The following is a 15,712-nucleotide window of genomic DNA, read 5'->3' as shown; positions in this document are numbered from 1 at the left end:
CGCAGGTTCAAATCCTGTCCCCGCAACCAAATGGTCCCGTGGTGTAGTGGTTAACATGCCTGCCTGTCACGCAGGAGATCGCCGGTTCGACCCCGGTCGGGACCGCCATTTCATATAAAGAAAAGAACGAAACAAGTTGTTTCGTATTTTTTTATTTGTTTTAACAAAAAACTAATAAAGACAGTCAAACTATCCTTAGGACAACTCCTAAGGACTTTTTTATATATTCAAAACCTGTATAATAAAGAGCAGAGAACATTGTGAGTAAAGTAGGTGAAGTCTGTGAGTAAATATGAAGTAACAACAAAATCTTCTGAGGAAACACAAAGGTTATCAGAAAAACTAGGTGAGCTCGTAGAGGCACAAGACGTAATTATTTTAGAAGGAGATCTTGGAGCTGGTAAGACGACTTTTACAAAGGGACTAGCAAAAGGTCTTGGAGTGAAAAGAGTTGTAAATAGTCCTACCTTTAATATCATCAAAGAATATAAAGGAAGATTACCGCTATATCATATGGACGTGTATCGCTTAGCAGAAAGTGAAGAGGACTTAGGCTTTGATGAATATTTCTACGGTGAAGGAATTACGGTAGTAGAATGGGCTCATTTAATAGAAGCATATTTACCGAATGAAAAGTTACAAATTAGTTTATTCCATGCTGGAGATGACACAAGAAAAATTATACTCGAGCCAATTGGAGATCGCTATATTAGATTATGTGAGGAGCTATTACAAGATGAAAGTACTAGCAATTGATACTTCAAATTACGTAATGGGTGTATCCCTTATTGAGGAAGAAAACGTAATTGGGGAAATCATTACAAATTTAACAAAAAACCATTCTGTACGTCTTATGCCAGCTGTAGAGAAACTGTTAAAAGAGTGTGGCGTAAAACCGAAGGAATTAACTAAAATCGTTGTAGCTGCTGGACCTGGATCCTATACAGGTGTTCGTATAGGCGTGACAGCGGCGAAAACATTAGCTTGGTCACTTCAAATACCAATTGTAGGTGTATCAAGTTTAGAGGTAGTAGCTGCAAACGGTGCTAACTTTAACGGGTTAATTTGTCCTTTATTTGATGGAAGACGTGGGCAAATTTATACTGGGTTATATACATATGAAGGAGAGCAGTTAACTTCAATAGAAGAAGACCGAATTATTCTTATTGTAGACTGGTTGCAAATGTTAAAAGATAAAGGACAGCCTGTTTTATTTATCGGTAACGATGTTAAAATGCATAAAGAAACAATTATAGAACATTTAGGTGATCAAGCTGTATTCGCTCCATTTACTAAAAATAACCCAAGACCAAGTGAGCTAGCATTCTTAGGATTACAAAAAGAAGAACAAGATGTGCATACGTTTGTTCCAAGCTATCTTCGTTTAGCTGAAGCTGAAACAAAGTGGTTAGAAAGTCAAAACAAGTAGGAGCTTGCAGAAGATGGATATGATATTTAGAAAGATGGAGCTTGATGATATTGCTCAAATTGTAGCTATTGAAGAAGCGTCTTTTTCAACTCCTTGGACTGCAGATGCCTTTCACCGTGAATTAACGATGAATGAACATGCACATTATATTGTGTTAGAAAAAGATGGTCGTGTAGTCGGGTATTGTGGATTGTGGATAATTATTGATGAATCACATATAACAAATATAGCTATTTTGCCAGAATACCGAGGTCAAAAGTTAGGAGATGCCCTATTGAAAGCAGTTATTTCTGAAGCGAAAGAACTAGGGGTAAAAACAATGACACTTGAAGTACGTGTATCAAATGAAGTAGCAAAGCAGTTATACAGAAAATACGGATTTCAAAATGGTGGGATTCGTAAACGATACTATGCAGACAATCAGGAAGATGGTCTCGTAATGTGGGTGAATATATAATGGAAAAAAATACGATTATACTTGGTATTGAAACAAGTTGTGATGAAACAGCAGTAGCAGTTGTTAAAAATGGAACGGAAATTATTGCGAATGTCGTTGCATCACAAATTGAAAGTCATAAACGTTTTGGCGGCGTTGTACCAGAGATTGCATCCCGTCATCATGTAGAAGAAATTACAGTTGTGTTAGAAGAAGCTTTAAAGGAAGCAAATATCACATTTGATGATATTGATGCAATTGCTGTAACAGAAGGTCCTGGTTTAGTAGGAGCACTTCTAATTGGAGTAAATGCAGCGAAGGCAGTAGCGTTTGCACATGATATTCCGTTAGTCGGTGTTCATCATATTGCTGGTCATATTTATGCGAACCGTTTAGTAAAAGAAGTTCAATTCCCGTTATTATCACTTGTTGTATCTGGTGGGCATACAGAACTTGTTTATATGAAAGAACATGGTTCATTCGAAGTAATTGGTGAAACACGAGACGATGCAGCTGGAGAAGCATATGATAAAGTAGCTCGTACGTTATCTATGCCATATCCAGGTGGTCCTCATATTGATCGCCTTGCACATGAAGGAGAACCGACAATTGATTTGCCTCGTGCATGGCTAGAACCGGATTCGTATGATTTTAGCTTTAGTGGATTGAAATCAGCAGTTATCAACACTGTGCATAACGCAAAACAGCGCGGTATAGAAATTGCACCAGAAGATTTAGCGGCAAGTTTCCAAGAAAGTGTAATAGATGTACTTGTAACGAAAGCAGCTCGTGCAGCAGAAGCTTATAATGTAAAGCAATTACTTCTTGCTGGTGGAGTAGCTGCTAATAAAGGACTTCGTGCGCGATTAGAAGAGGAATTTGCACAAAAAGAAAACATTGAATTAATTATTCCGCCGCTATCTTTATGCACAGATAATGCAGCGATGATTGCAGCGGCAGGGACAATTGCTTATGAACAAGGTAAGCGTGCAACATTAGCCTTAAATGCAAATCCAGGATTAGATATTGAAGCATAGTTATACACATAATTAACCACAGGTTGTGGATAAAACCCATATTATCTGTTGATAATGTGGGTTTTATTGTGTATATAAAATGTTGATAACTTTTTTGTTGACTGTGGATAATGTGGAAAAGTTATTTTGATGTTTATTTTATAAAGGTGGATATGTGTATAAACTTGTGGATAAATAGGTTGATGTCAGACCTTTGAATTTGTTCTTTTTCGGGAAATAAAAAGCAAGAAGATATCCCCGAAAAACATTTTGAAACATCTCCCCATTATAGAAGATGCTAATCTTGTCAATCTTTGTCGTTAAAACGATATTTCGTGTCGAATTGTTAATATATAGGGTTACAATAGATATATTTAAAAAATCGTTAGTATATTCTAAGTTACGATAGATATATTCAAAAAATTGTTTAAGTACTAAAAAAAGATGTCACATAGTCAAAAATCCTGACTTATGAGACATCTTCCTTATTTAAATATGCTTATACATGCAGCTCTTCCCATTCTGCCATACAAGTTTCAAGTTGTTCTTGTAGCGTTTGCTTTTTAGTTGTAATTTCACTAGCTTTTTCATAATCTGCATATATTTCTGGTAAGCAAAGTTGATCTTCTAACGTAGCAATTTCTTCTTCTAATTCCACTATACTTTGTTCTAGCTCTTCAATTTTTCTAGTGCGTTGACGCTCTAGTTTTTTACGCTCTTTTTCTTCTAAATAATTTAATTTCTCTTGTGCAACCACCTTTTGAACAGGAACGTCACTTTCTTGCTGTTCAAGTTCTGCACGTTCAATCATTTCATTTTTCTTTTCAACGTAGTAATCGTAATCCCCTAAATATTCCTGTGCACCTTCTGTTGATAACTCAACCACAGTCGTTGTTACACGGTTAATAAAGTAGCGGTCATGTGAGACGAATAGAAGAGTCCCTGGGTAATCAATTAAAGCATTCTCCAAAATCTCTTTACTATTTAAATCAAGGTGGTTCGTAGGCTCATCTAGAATTAACAAATTTGACTTTTGCATCATAAGTTTTGCAAGAGCTAATCGAGCTTTTTGTCCACCACTAAGGGAAGATACTGGTTTCAGTACATCATCTCCTGTGAATAAAAAATTCCCAAGTATAGTACGGATTTCTTTTTCCGGTTGCAGTGGATATTCATCCCATAGTTCATTTAAAACCCGTTTAGAAGATGTTAAGTTTGCTTGTTCTTGATCATAATAACCAACAGATACATTTGATCCGAAAGAAACATCACCATTTAATAGTGGTAACTTATTCACAATGGATTTTAACAATGTGGATTTCCCAATTCCGTTTGGACCAACTAAAGCAACACTATCTCCGCGAGTTAAGCGCATAGTTACATGTTCAATTATAGGGTTTTCATCATAGCCGATGGTTGCATCATTTACTTGTAAAACATCATTTCCACTTTGTTTTTCAATATCGAAGTGGAATGATGCTGACTTAGAATCCCCTAATGGTCTCGTTAATAATTCCATTCTGTCTAGTTGTTTACGGCGACTTTGAGCACGTTTCGTTGTAGAAGCGCGAGCTATATTCTTTTGAACGAAGTCCTCAAGTTTTGCGATTTCATCTTGTTGTTTTTCGTAACGTTTCATTTCTTGCTCATATAATGCTGATTTTAAGTCTAAATATTTACTGTAGTTACCAACAAATCGTCTGCTTTCTTTATTCGAAATTTCATATACTTGTGTAACGAGTTTGTCTAAGAAATAACGGTCATGTGAGACGATTAATATTGCGCCAGGATAACCTTGCAAATATTGCTCAAGCCATGTTAATGTTTCGATGTCTAAATGGTTTGTAGGCTCGTCCAAAATAAGTAAGTCTGGTTTTGTTAATAATAATTTCCCGAGAGCTAATCTTGTTTTTTGCCCGCCGCTTAAAGTAGAGATCGTCGTCTGGTGCGTTTCAACTGGGAAGCCAAGGCCGCTTAAAATGGAGCGAATATCCGCTTCATATTGATATCCACCTTGATCTTTATAATTGAGTTGTAGTTGATCATAATCAGCTAACAATCTTTCATATGTAGCTTCGTTTGAAAAGTTTTCTTCTTTTCCCATTTCTTGCTCAAGCCTTCGAAGTTTTGTCTCCATTTGCTGTAAGTGGGTAAAGACGGTTAGCATTTCATCCCAAATTGTTAAAGACGTTTCTAGTCCAGTATTTTGAGCTAAATATCCGATTGAGACATCTTTCGGTTTTATAATTTCGCCACCATCATGAGATAATTCACCAGCGATAATTTTTAATAATGTAGATTTTCCTGCTCCATTCCTTCCAACTAATGCGATACGATCTTTTGTTTGTACTTCCAATTTTATGTTTGCAAGAATCGTTTCTGCACCGTATAATTTCGAAAGCGCGTTTACTTGTAATAAAATCAATGTTTTCACCTCAAATAATTTCTTAACTTTGCCATGTTTATATTTCTCAATCATACTAAAAATAGTGTATAGTTTAAAATAAAGAGAGAATACTTCTTCTCTTTATTATACAAGGAATTTAATGAGTGCTAAACTTCTGTATTTGATTAAAGTATATGAATAAAGATAGGAAGAGAGGAGAGGTCATATGGATCAGCAAAAGATTCCACAAGCCACTGCTAAAAGATTGCCTCTATACTATCGATTTATCCAAAACTTATCTCTTTCTGGTAAGCAGCGTGTTTCATCGGCCGAATTGAGTGAGGCAGTAAAAGTAGATTCCGCAACAATACGAAGAGATTTTTCGTATTTTGGAGCGTTAGGGAAAAAGGGATATGGATATAACGTAAATTATTTATTATCATTTTTCCGCGAAACACTTGATCAAGATGATATAACACGTGTAGCACTTATTGGAGTAGGTAATTTAGGGACCGCTTTCTTACATTATAATTTCACGAAAAACAATAATACAAAAATTGAAATGGCATTTGATGTTAGTGAAGAGAAAGTTGGAACAGAAATCGGGGGCATTCCTGTATATCATTTAGATGAATTAGAAGAGAGATTATCAAATGATATACAAGTGGCAATATTAACAGTACCGGCTACAGTAGCACAAGCTGTAGCAGATAGATTAGCTGAAACAAGCGTGCACGGTATTTTGAATTTCACACCAGCGCGATTAAACGTATCAGAGAATATTAGAATTCATCATATTGACTTAGCTGTAGAGTTACAAACATTAGTTTACTTTTTGAAAAACTATCCACAATAAAACGCAGAGGAAGCGACCTCTGCGTTTTATTATTGTTTCTTCTTTGTGAATTTAACTAATATAAGGCGAAGTGCCAAATTAAAATCAATTGTTGCCATAACTGCAAATAATATTGTCCACATATTCCAGATTGTATCTGTCACGTTCGTAATGGCGAAGCGTGTAAAGATACATCCAAGAAGGAAGTATAGTGCAGCCATGAACAATGGTGAGTTTCTCATACAAAAAATCCTCCGATAAAGCCTTGCATTTTTTCAGCTTCTTTAATCATTTCTTGAATTTGTTCATTGCTCATAAAAATTTGCCCAATAGCGACTAATGTATTCATCGCAACATGAGCTGCAATCGGAACGATAATACGTTTCGTCTTCACATATAAGAAGGCGAATACGAGCCCCATAGCAGTGTATACCAATAAGTGAGTAAAATCAAAATGAATTGTTGCGAATACAAGCGAACTAATGATAGCTGCGATAAAGAAGTTAAACTTCTTATAAAGCGTGCCGAATAGAATTTTTCTAAATACGATTTCTTCTAAGATAGGTCCAATTATAGATACAACAATAAGGAACCAAGGTATCGTTCTTGCGATGTCCATCAGTCTGTCTGTATTCTCAGATCCACGTGGAACCCCAAATACATACATTTCAATCATACCTGCAATGGATTGTGAGATGATTGCTAAGAAGAACCCGATAAAAATCCATCCAATAGTAGCTGGAACAGAAGAGCGCATTGGATCTAAATGCCTGTCACGAATATCTGTTCTAAGTAACCAAAGCACGATACATAATGCAATAAAGAAGCTAATGATTGCCCAGTGTCCCGTTATGATTTGTCCTTTTTCTTCAATGGTAAATCCTCTATTATCATAGAGTCCTGTTTTTAGGAGAAGTGGTAATCCAACAACGCCAGATAACTGCATTAAAATGTATGTAACGATAATCCACCAGTATTGTTTCTTCAAATGGTTTAACCATCCTTTCTAACTATAGTGTATGAGATAAGTTAGGATAACATGTAAATATGCTACCTACGATATAAACCTCTTGAATTATGTTTTTTTCGTAAATCCTTATTTGAAATTATAATAGAAGACAGGAGAAAGTTGTATGTGTAGCGAAAACAACTTAGGGTGTCCTTTCATATTGTAACATACGAGCAGTGGAAACAACGATTCATATAGTAAAGGCAGTATTGTATATAGAAAGTTTATATAGTGATTTGCGAAAAAATTATGATTTTTTTACTTGCAAAAGAAATTGAGATTATTTATTATTATAAGTGTGTTAGCACTCGGATGACTTGAGTGCTAATAAAAGAAATTTACATAACAAAATGAGGAGGTTATTGTTCATGCTAAAGCCATTAGGTGATCGCGTTGTAATTGAGCTTGTTCAAGCAGAAGAAAAAACAGCAAGTGGTATCGTATTACCAGATACTGCAAAAGAAAAACCACAAGAGGGTAAAGTTGTTGCAGTAGGTACTGGTCGAGTGCTTGAGAATGGTGAGCGTGTTGCTTTAGAGGTAGCAGCAGGTGATCTTATCATCTTCTCAAAATATGCAGGTACTGAAGTGAAATATGAAGGTACAGACTACTTGATTTTACGTGAAAGTGACATTTTAGCAGTTATCGGTTAATTATATAAATCTTAAAAAATCCAAGGGGGTCAATTATTATGGCAAAAGATATTAAATTTAGTGAAGAAGCACGTCGTTCGATGCTTCGCGGTGTCGACACTCTTGCAAACGCAGTAAAAGTTACGCTTGGACCAAAAGGTCGTAACGTTGTACTTGAGAAAAAATTTGGTTCACCACTTATTACAAATGATGGTGTAACAATCGCAAAAGAAATCGAATTAGAAGATGCATTCGAAAACATGGGTGCGAAATTAGTAGCAGAAGTTGCTAGCAAAACAAATGACGTAGCTGGTGACGGAACAACAACTGCAACTGTATTAGCGCAAGCTATGATTCGTGAAGGTCTTAAAAACGTAACAGCTGGTGCGAACCCAATGGGTCTTCGTAAAGGTATCGAAAAAGCTGTTACTGCTGCAATTGAAGAATTAAAAACGATTTCTAAACCAATCGAAGGCAAATCTTCTATCGCACAAGTAGCTGCTATTTCTGCAGCTGACGAAGAAGTAGGTCAATTAATCGCTGAAGCAATGGAGCGCGTTGGTAACGACGGCGTTATTACTTTAGAAGAGTCTAAAGGATTCACAACAGAATTAGACGTAGTAGAAGGTATGCAATTTGATCGTGGCTATGCATCTCCTTACATGATTACTGATTCTGACAAAATGGAAGCAGTTCTTGATAACCCATATATCTTAATTACTGACAAAAAGATTTCTAACATTCAAGAAATCTTACCAGTATTAGAGCAAGTGGTACAACAAGGTAAACCACTTCTTATCATTGCTGAAGATGTAGAAGGCGAAGCATTAGCTACATTAGTAGTGAACAAACTTCGTGGTACATTCAATGTAGTAGCTGTTAAAGCTCCTGGATTTGGTGACCGTCGTAAAGCAATGCTAGAAGATATCGCAATCTTAACTGGTGGCGAAGTGATCACTGAAGAATTAGGCCGTGACTTAAAATCTGCTACAGTTGAATCTTTAGGACGCGCTGGTAAAGTTGTTGTTACAAAAGAAAACACAACTGTAGTTGAAGGTGTAGGAAGCACAGAACAAATCGAAGCTCGCATCGGTCAAATCCGTGCGCAATTAGAAGAAACAACTTCTGAATTCGATCGTGAAAAATTACAAGAGCGTCTTGCTAAACTAGCAGGTGGCGTAGCAGTAATTAAAGTAGGTGCAGCAACTGAAACTGAGTTAAAAGAGCGCAAACTTCGCATTGAAGATGCACTTAACTCAACTCGTGCAGCAGTAGAAGAAGGTATCGTTGCAGGTGGTGGTACTTCACTTATGAACGTATACACAAAAGTAGCTTCTATCGTAGCTGAAGGCGACGAAGCAACAGGTATCAACATCGTACTTCGTGCACTAGAAGAGCCAGTTCGTCAAATCGCAATCAACGCTGGTCTAGAAGGATCTGTAGTTGTAGAGCGTCTAAAAGGCGAAAAAGTAGGCGTTGGTTTCAACGCAGCTACTGGCGAATGGGTTAACATGCTTGAGTCTGGTATCGTAGATCCAGCTAAAGTAACTCGTTCTGCACTTCAAAACGCAGCATCTGTTGCAGCTATGTTCTTAACAACTGAAGCTGTAGTAGCTGACAAGCCAGAACCAAATGCACAAGCAATGCCTGACATGGGCGGCATGGGCATGGGCGGTATGGGCGGAATGATGTAATTCCGTTTGTCCTAAAAAACATCCATTTCTATATAGAAATGGATGTTTTTTAGAAAAGGAAATGAATTTCTGTAGAATTTTGTCGCTTTCTCTCTTGACCATATTGATACTTCATTGTTAGAATCTAGGAAGATAATATAAAACGATCCTTCATATATCCTCAATGATATGGTTTGAGAGTCTCTACCGGGTTACCGTAAACAACCTGACTATGAAGGCAGTGTGTCTTATATTTATAAAGAGCGGAGACTATCTTTCTTTATAAAGCCAGACCCCTGCCTTTTCTTTGTTATGAGACTAGAGGCGGAGGACTGGCTTTTTTTATTATATTGGTAATGCTTTTCGCCAAATTGGTGAAAATATTTATATACGAGAACTAACGTTGGGGTGATTATTTTGAAGAAACAACACGATACAATTATCGTTTTAGATTTTGGAAGTCAATACAATCAGTTAATAGCACGTCGAATTCGTGAGTTCGGTGTATACAGTGAACTTCATCCACATACAATTACTGCAGAAGAAATTAAAGCAATGAATCCAAAAGGGATTATTTTCTCTGGTGGACCAAATAGTGTATACGGTGAAGGTGCATTACATTGTGATGAAAAAATCTTTGAACTAGGTTTACCAATCTTCGGTATTTGTTACGGTATGCAGCTTATGACGCAACACTTCGGTGGTAAAGTAGAGCGTGCAAATCACCGTGAGTACGGAAAAGCTGTTCTTAAAGTAGAGAACGAATCAAAATTATATGCGAACCTTCCAGAAGAGCAAGTTGTATGGATGAGCCATGGCGACTTAGTAACTGGTTTACCTGAAGGATTCGTAGTAGATGCAACAAGTGAGTCTTGCCCAATTGCTGGTATGAGCAATGAAGCGAAAAACTTATACGGTGTACAATTCCACCCAGAAGTACGTCACTCTGAGCACGGTAACGATTTAATTAAAAACTTCGTATTCGGTGTATGTGGTTGTTCTGAAGGATGGAACATGGAGAACTTTATTGAAGTAGAATTAGAAAAGATTCGTGAAACTGTTGGAGACAAAAAAGTACTATGCGCACTTAGTGGCGGTGTAGACTCTTCTGTTGTAGCAGTATTAATTCATAAAGCAATTGGTGATCAATTAACATGTATTTTCGTTGACCACGGTTTACTTCGTAAAGGTGAAGCAGAAGGCGTTATGAAAACATTTAGCGAAGGCTTCCATATGAACGTTATTAAAGTGGATGCAAGAGACCGCTTCATGGACAAGTTAAAAGGTGTAGAAGATCCAGAACAAAAACGTAAAATCATCGGTAACGAATTCATTTACGTATTTGATGATGAAGCGTCAAAATTACAAGGTATGGACTTCTTAGCGCAAGGTACACTTTACACAGATATCGTTGAGAGTGGTACAGCAACTGCGCAAACAATTAAATCTCACCATAACGTTGGTGGACTTCCAGAAGACATGCAGTTCAAATTAATTGAGCCTTTAAACACGTTATTTAAAGACGAAGTACGTGTATTAGGATCTGAATTAGGAATTCCTGATGAAATCGTATGGCGTCAACCATTCCCAGGACCGGGTCTTGGTATTCGTGTATTAGGTGAAATCACAGAAGAGAAATTAGAAATCGTTCGTGAATCTGATGCGATTTTACGTGAAGAAATTATTAAAGCGGGCTTAGACCGTGAAATCTGGCAATACTTCACTGCGCTTCCTGGTATGCGTAGCGTAGGTGTTATGGGTGACGAGCGTACTTACGATTACACAGTAGGTATCCGTGCGGTAACATCTATCGACGGTATGACAGCTGACTGGGCACGTATCCCTTGGGACGTATTAGAGAAAATCTCTGTACGTATCGTAAACGAAGTAAAACACGTTAACCGTATCGTGTATGATGTAACGAGTAAGCCACCAGCAACTATTGAGTGGGAATAGTATTTATAAAAAGGTCCATCTATTGCTTATGCATAGGTGGATCTTTTTTGTTTTGGTGTTAATACGAACAAAACTATAAAAGTTTACAAAAACGTTCGTTTTTAAATTGACAAAACTACTTCGTCGAGTTAATATGATTATGTAATTCAAACAAAAAGTGAATATTATAGCCGTCGTATAATATCGGGGATATGGCCCGAAAGTTTCTACCTAGCTACCGTAAATGGCTTGACTACGAGGCGTTTTTATAAAGGTGAGGGGAATCTTATCTTTATTCATAGAACGCTTCCATGTATATATGCAATGGAAGCCTTTTTTGTTTCTCGGGATAAAAGAGGGCTAGGAGAAATGCGGCGAGTAATCATATAACGGGGGAAACGTAGGATGAAACGCTATTTTCAGTTTGATGAGCTCGGTACGAATTATAAGACTGAGTTCATAGCAGGGTTAACGACATTTCTATCTATGGCTTACGTACTATTTGTCAATCCTGCTACGCTGTCGCTTGGAAATGTTAAAGGGTTACCAGCAGGTACAGGGATGGATCCAGGTGCAGTATTCGTTGCTACGGCATTAGCGGCAGCGATCGGTTCGTTAATTATGGGTATTTTCGCGAAGTATCCAATTGCTTTAGCGCCAGGTATGGGAATTAACGCGTTCTTTGCTTATACAGCAGTGTTAACGATGGGGATTCCATGGCAAACAGCAATTGCCGGAACATTAATGTCAGGTATTATCTTTATTATTCTTACTGCTTCAGGTATTCGTGAAAAAATCATCAATGCAATTCCATCGGAGTTAAAGTTTGCAGTAGCAGCAGGTATCGGATTGTTCATTGCATTTCTTGGATTCCAAAATGCCGGAATTATCGTGAAAAATGATGCAGTTCTTGTTGGGTTGGGGGACTTAACAAAGGGTACAACGTTACTAGCAATCTTCGGGGTTGTTACTACGATCATCTTCATGATTAAGAAAATTAATGGTGCAGTATTTTACGGTATGATTCTTACAGCGATCTTAGGAGTAGCAACAGGATTAATTGATACTCCGAAAGCTGTGGTGGGAGCAATACCGAGTCTAGAACCAACGTTCGGCGTGGCGTTAACGCACTTCGGAGATATTTTCACAGTTCAAATGGGGATTGTTATTATAACGTTCTTCTTTATCGATTTCTTTGATACAGCAGGTACGCTTGTAGCGGTTGCAAATCAAGCAGGATTAATGAAGAACAATAAATTACCACGTGCAGGAAAAGCGTTATTTGCAGATGCGATTGCAACTGTAATTGGTGCGATTCTTGGTACATCAACAACAACGTCTTACATTGAATCGTCTGCAGGGGTAGCAGCAGGAGGACGTTCTGGATTTACAGCAGTTGTAACAGCAGGATTCTTTTTACTGGCACTATTCTTCTCGCCATTACTAAGTGTTGTAACGCCAGCTGTAACGGCGCCGGCTTTAATTATTGTAGGAATCTTGATGGTTTCTTCCTTAGGGGAAATTGATTGGAAGAAATTCGAGATTGCAGTGCCAGCATTCTTTACAATTATCTCTATGCCACTTACGTATAGTATCGCAACTGGGATTGCGATTGGATTTATCTTCTATCCAATTACAATGGTAGTGAGTGGTCGTCGTAAAGAGGTTCATCCGATTATGTATGTTATGGGAGTTTTATTCGTACTATATTTCATCTACGTTCGTAAATAAAAGGGGTTTTTTAAAGGTCTAGACTTAAGGGGAGTCTAGACCTTTTTTGCGTCTTCAGAAAATCTTAAGGATTTCCGAGCGTTTTTCTTCAGAAGTTTTCCTATAATAGAAGTTAGGGATTAAAAAAGTGATGGGGGAGATATTGTGGCACACGAAACAATACTTGTCGTAGATGATGAAAAAGAAATTCGGAATTTAATTACAATTTATTTAAAGAATGAAGGATATAAAGTATTACAAGCAGGAGACGGAGAAGAAGGATTACGTCTATTGGAAGAAAATGAAGTACATCTAGTCGTATTAGATATTATGATGCCGAAAGTGGATGGTATTCATATGTGTATGAAGGTAAGGGAAGCGAAAGAAATGCCTATTATTATGCTTTCTGCCAAAACGCAAGATATGGATAAGATTTTAGGATTAACAACAGGGGCAGATGATTATGTAACGAAGCCGTTTAATCCGTTAGAGCTAATTGCACGAATTAAATCTCAGTTACGCCGTTATATGAAAATGAATGGTTTCGCTATTCAAAATGAGGACGAGTTAGAAATTGGGGAGATGAAAATCAACATCTCGACCCATAAAGTTATTGTAGAGGGAGAAGAAGTGAAACTAACTCCGAGGGAATTTTCAATTTTAGAATTGCTAGCTAGAAATCCAGGTATGGTGTTTAGTGCGGAGCAAATTTATGAAAAGGTGTGGAACGAACGATCTTTCCAGTCTGATAATACTGTAATGGTGCATATTCGAAAAGTGCGTGAAAAGATTGAGGAGAATCCAAGGAAACCTAGATATATAAAAACAGTATGGGGAGTGGGGTATAAGATTGAAAAAGATATTTAATCCGTTTACTTATATAAGGAAAATAAGACAATTAATTGAGAAATTAGTAAAGAGCGTACGAAAGAGTATAAGGATTCAATTGATTACTACTTTTGCTGCTTGTGCGTTATTAGGAGTTTTGTCAGCAAAGGCAGCAGCACCGTTTTTTGAGAATGCGAATCGTCAAGCAACTATCGATTATCGGGCTGGTATGGAACAAATTAATCACCAAGCTCAAGGAGCGGCAAATAGTTCGGTTCATGAAAATAAATTAGAAGCTATATCAAATATGATCGAAATGGAGAACCAAAATTTAGAGCAAGGGTCTAGAGCTTTGAAGATATTGGTTACTGATGAAAGTGGTAAAGTTTTATATAAAACAAAGCAAGCGCAAGAAGAGCAAATCGATTTGCATAATACGATTCGTAATGCAGCATCATTCGCGATTAATTATACAGATGGTAGAAATGTATTTGAAAGTACAAGAAAAGAGTTTATATCTTTTTCACCTATTACTATTGAAGGAAAGAATTTGTACATGTTTGTTAGTGGAATTCCAGAGGGAGAGGTAATATATGATACGCAAGAAGGACCATTCCCGTTTTTAATTGGTGTACTTGTATTCATTTTCTCTTTCTTCTATATAACAAAGAGAAAGATGAAGCAGATTGAAGCAATGGCACAAGGCGTAAAGGAAATAGAAAGAGGTAACTTAGCCTACCGCATTGAGAAAAAAGGTGAAGATGAGATTGCAGCTTTAACGGAGAATATTAATAATATGGCAGAAGAGCTTATGAATAATATAGAAAAGGAACGTAAATTAGAAAAGCAAAAGAATGAGCTTATCACAAATGTATCGCATGATTTGCGTACACCACTTACTTCTATTATGGGTTACTTACGATTACTTCGAGATTCTAAATATGAAAATAAAGAACAACACGATGAGTATACGAGAATTGCTTTTGCAAAGTCGGAGCAGTTAAAAAATTTAATAGAAGATTTATTTGAGTATACGAAGTTAACAAATGAACAAGTTGTATTAGAAAAACAAGAAGTATGTGTAAATGAGTTGCTTGAGCAATTAATAGAAGAGTTAGTACCGCAAGCGGAAGAGCATGGACTTACGTTTGTTAAGAAGTTTCCTGAGGAACGTGCTTATGCATCGATTGATTCGGAAAAGATGGTTCGTGTATTTGATAATTTACTAATGAATGCAATTAAGTATAGTAAAGATGATGGAGAGATAAAAGTTTCTCTTCAAAGGCAGCGTAGGGATATACAAATTGTAATTGCGAATCATAGTGAAGAGTTTACAAGAGAAGAGTTAGCGAATTTGTTTGAACGTTTCTATAAGAAGGATCAATCTCGAAGTAGAGTAACGGAAGGGTCGGGACTCGGTTTAGCGATTGCGAAAAGTATTGTTGAGTTACAAGGTGGTAGTATTCGAGCGGAATATAGGGATGGCACTATTCAATTTATCGTCTCGTTACCAATTATAGAAAAATAATAAATGAATAGAATGATATGTGATAAAAAGGCTTATTTTAAAAGAAATAAGCCTTTTTATATTTTTTATAAAAATATATTGACGATTAGAGCTTAGAGGTGTAATATAGAACAAGTCGCCGATGACAATAACGTCGCAAGCGACAAACGAAATAAAAAACTTAGTTGACATCAATTAACGAAAGTGTTAACATAAGGAAGTCGCAAATGAGCGACCAAGTAGTTCTTTGAAAACTGAACGAAACAAACAACGTGAAACGTCAATTTTTATTTTAGATGCTAGACAAACTAACTTT

General features: G+C 36.9%; 14 protein-coding genes, 1 tRNA gene and 2 riboswitches. Of the genes, 12 read left to right on the top strand and 3 right to left on the bottom strand.

The window, feature by feature from the left end:
- The first annotated feature begins 32 nt into the window (after positions 1 to 32).
- The 5 genes from ACTFRM_RS30855 (at position 33) to tsaD (ending at position 2,902) form a co-directional block, all read left to right on the top strand.
- Positions 33 to 108, top strand: a tRNA-Asp gene (locus tag ACTFRM_RS30855).
- A gap of 174 nt (positions 109 to 282) precedes the next feature.
- Entirely contained in the window at positions 283 to 756 is a 474-nt protein-coding gene (tsaE, locus tag ACTFRM_RS30850; protein WP_000049642.1) for a tRNA (adenosine(37)-N6)-threonylcarbamoyltransferase complex ATPase subunit type 1 TsaE, read from the top strand.
- On the top strand, positions 737 to 1,429 hold the full coding sequence (gene tsaB, locus ACTFRM_RS30845; protein ID WP_440043875.1) for a tRNA (adenosine(37)-N6)-threonylcarbamoyltransferase complex dimerization subunit type 1 TsaB: 693 nt from the start codon (positions 737 to 739) through the stop codon (positions 1,427 to 1,429). Before tsaE ends, tsaB begins: the two co-directional genes overlap by 20 nt.
- A 13-nt stretch (positions 1,430 to 1,442) precedes the next feature.
- Positions 1,443 to 1,886 (top strand): ribosomal protein S18-alanine N-acetyltransferase, encoded by a 444-nt coding sequence (gene rimI, locus ACTFRM_RS30840; RefSeq protein WP_000367190.1) that lies wholly within the window; start codon positions 1,443 to 1,445, stop codon positions 1,884 to 1,886.
- Positions 1,886 to 2,902, top strand: coding sequence for a tRNA (adenosine(37)-N6)-threonylcarbamoyltransferase complex transferase subunit TsaD (gene tsaD, locus ACTFRM_RS30835; RefSeq protein WP_000414585.1), 1,017 nt, complete (start codon positions 1,886 to 1,888; stop codon positions 2,900 to 2,902). Before rimI ends, tsaD begins: the two co-directional genes overlap by 1 nt.
- A gap of 478 nt (positions 2,903 to 3,380) precedes the next feature.
- On the opposite strand, the gene ACTFRM_RS30830 is transcribed toward tsaD, so the two are convergent.
- A complete protein-coding gene (locus ACTFRM_RS30830; protein ID WP_000602146.1) occupies positions 3,381 to 5,306 on the bottom strand; it encodes an ABC-F family ATP-binding cassette domain-containing protein in 1,926 nt (641 codons plus the stop codon).
- A 187-nt stretch (positions 5,307 to 5,493) separates the two neighbouring features.
- On the opposite strand from ACTFRM_RS30830, the gene ACTFRM_RS30825 reads away from it, so the two are divergent.
- Positions 5,494 to 6,123 carry a redox-sensing transcriptional repressor Rex gene (locus ACTFRM_RS30825; RefSeq protein ID WP_000372699.1) on the top strand — a complete coding sequence of 210 codons (630 nt, stop codon included), beginning with the start codon at positions 5,494 to 5,496 and terminating at the stop codon, positions 6,121 to 6,123.
- A gap of 29 nt (positions 6,124 to 6,152) precedes the next feature.
- Here ACTFRM_RS30825 and ACTFRM_RS30820 read toward each other — a convergent pair whose 3' ends face one another.
- Positions 6,153 to 6,344 carry a YdiK family protein gene (locus ACTFRM_RS30820; protein ID WP_001246201.1) on the bottom strand — a complete coding sequence of 64 codons (192 nt, stop codon included), beginning with the start codon at positions 6,342 to 6,344 and terminating at the stop codon, positions 6,153 to 6,155.
- Entirely contained in the window at positions 6,341 to 7,090 is a 750-nt protein-coding gene (locus ACTFRM_RS30815) for a CPBP family intramembrane glutamic endopeptidase (protein WP_000745324.1), read from the bottom strand. The genes ACTFRM_RS30820 and ACTFRM_RS30815 overlap by 4 nt, the downstream gene beginning before the upstream one ends.
- Before the next feature lie 389 nt (positions 7,091 to 7,479).
- Here ACTFRM_RS30815 and groES point away from each other — a divergent pair, with 389 nt between their 5' ends.
- The 6 genes from groES (at position 7,480) to ampS (ending at position 15,417) form a co-directional block, all read left to right on the top strand.
- The gene (gene groES, locus ACTFRM_RS30810; protein WP_000917311.1) at positions 7,480 to 7,764 is read left to right on the top strand and encodes a co-chaperone GroES; all 285 of its coding nucleotides are present in this window, start codon (positions 7,480 to 7,482) and stop codon (positions 7,762 to 7,764) included.
- Between the two features lie 38 nt (positions 7,765 to 7,802).
- Positions 7,803 to 9,437, top strand: a complete 1,635-nt coding sequence (gene groL / locus ACTFRM_RS30805; RefSeq protein ID WP_440043874.1) for a chaperonin GroEL — start codon at positions 7,803 to 7,805, stop codon at positions 9,435 to 9,437.
- Positions 9,438 to 9,567: 130 nt separating this feature from the next.
- Positions 9,568 to 9,669: riboswitch (purine riboswitch) on the top strand.
- Positions 9,670 to 9,833: 164 nt separating this feature from the next.
- Positions 9,834 to 11,372, top strand: a complete 1,539-nt coding sequence (gene guaA / locus ACTFRM_RS30800) for a glutamine-hydrolyzing GMP synthase (protein ID WP_000743909.1) — start codon at positions 9,834 to 9,836, stop codon at positions 11,370 to 11,372.
- Between the two features lie 152 nt (positions 11,373 to 11,524).
- Positions 11,525 to 11,627: riboswitch (purine riboswitch) on the top strand.
- Between the two features lie 129 nt (positions 11,628 to 11,756).
- Positions 11,757 to 13,082 (top strand): NCS2 family permease, encoded by a 1,326-nt coding sequence (locus ACTFRM_RS30795; RefSeq protein WP_000833082.1) that lies wholly within the window; start codon positions 11,757 to 11,759, stop codon positions 13,080 to 13,082.
- Between the two features lie 144 nt (positions 13,083 to 13,226).
- Positions 13,227 to 13,928: a response regulator transcription factor gene (locus ACTFRM_RS30790; protein ID WP_000929885.1), complete on the top strand. Its 702-nt coding sequence runs from the start codon at positions 13,227 to 13,229 to the stop codon at positions 13,926 to 13,928.
- On the top strand, positions 13,912 to 15,417 hold the full coding sequence (ampS, locus tag ACTFRM_RS30785; RefSeq protein ID WP_000719223.1) for an aminopeptidase AmpS: 1,506 nt from the start codon (positions 13,912 to 13,914) through the stop codon (positions 15,415 to 15,417). Before ACTFRM_RS30790 ends, ampS begins: the two co-directional genes overlap by 17 nt.
- Positions 15,418 to 15,712: the final 295 nt, after the last annotated feature.

It is taken from the genome of Bacillus cereus group sp. MYBK227-1, assembly GCF_051916325.1.
GTDB lineage: Bacteria > Bacillota > Bacilli > Bacillales > Bacillaceae_G > Bacillus_A > Bacillus_A cereus.
Note: the sequence above shows the minus strand (reverse complement) of the source record. Positions and strands in the feature narration are given on the sequence as shown.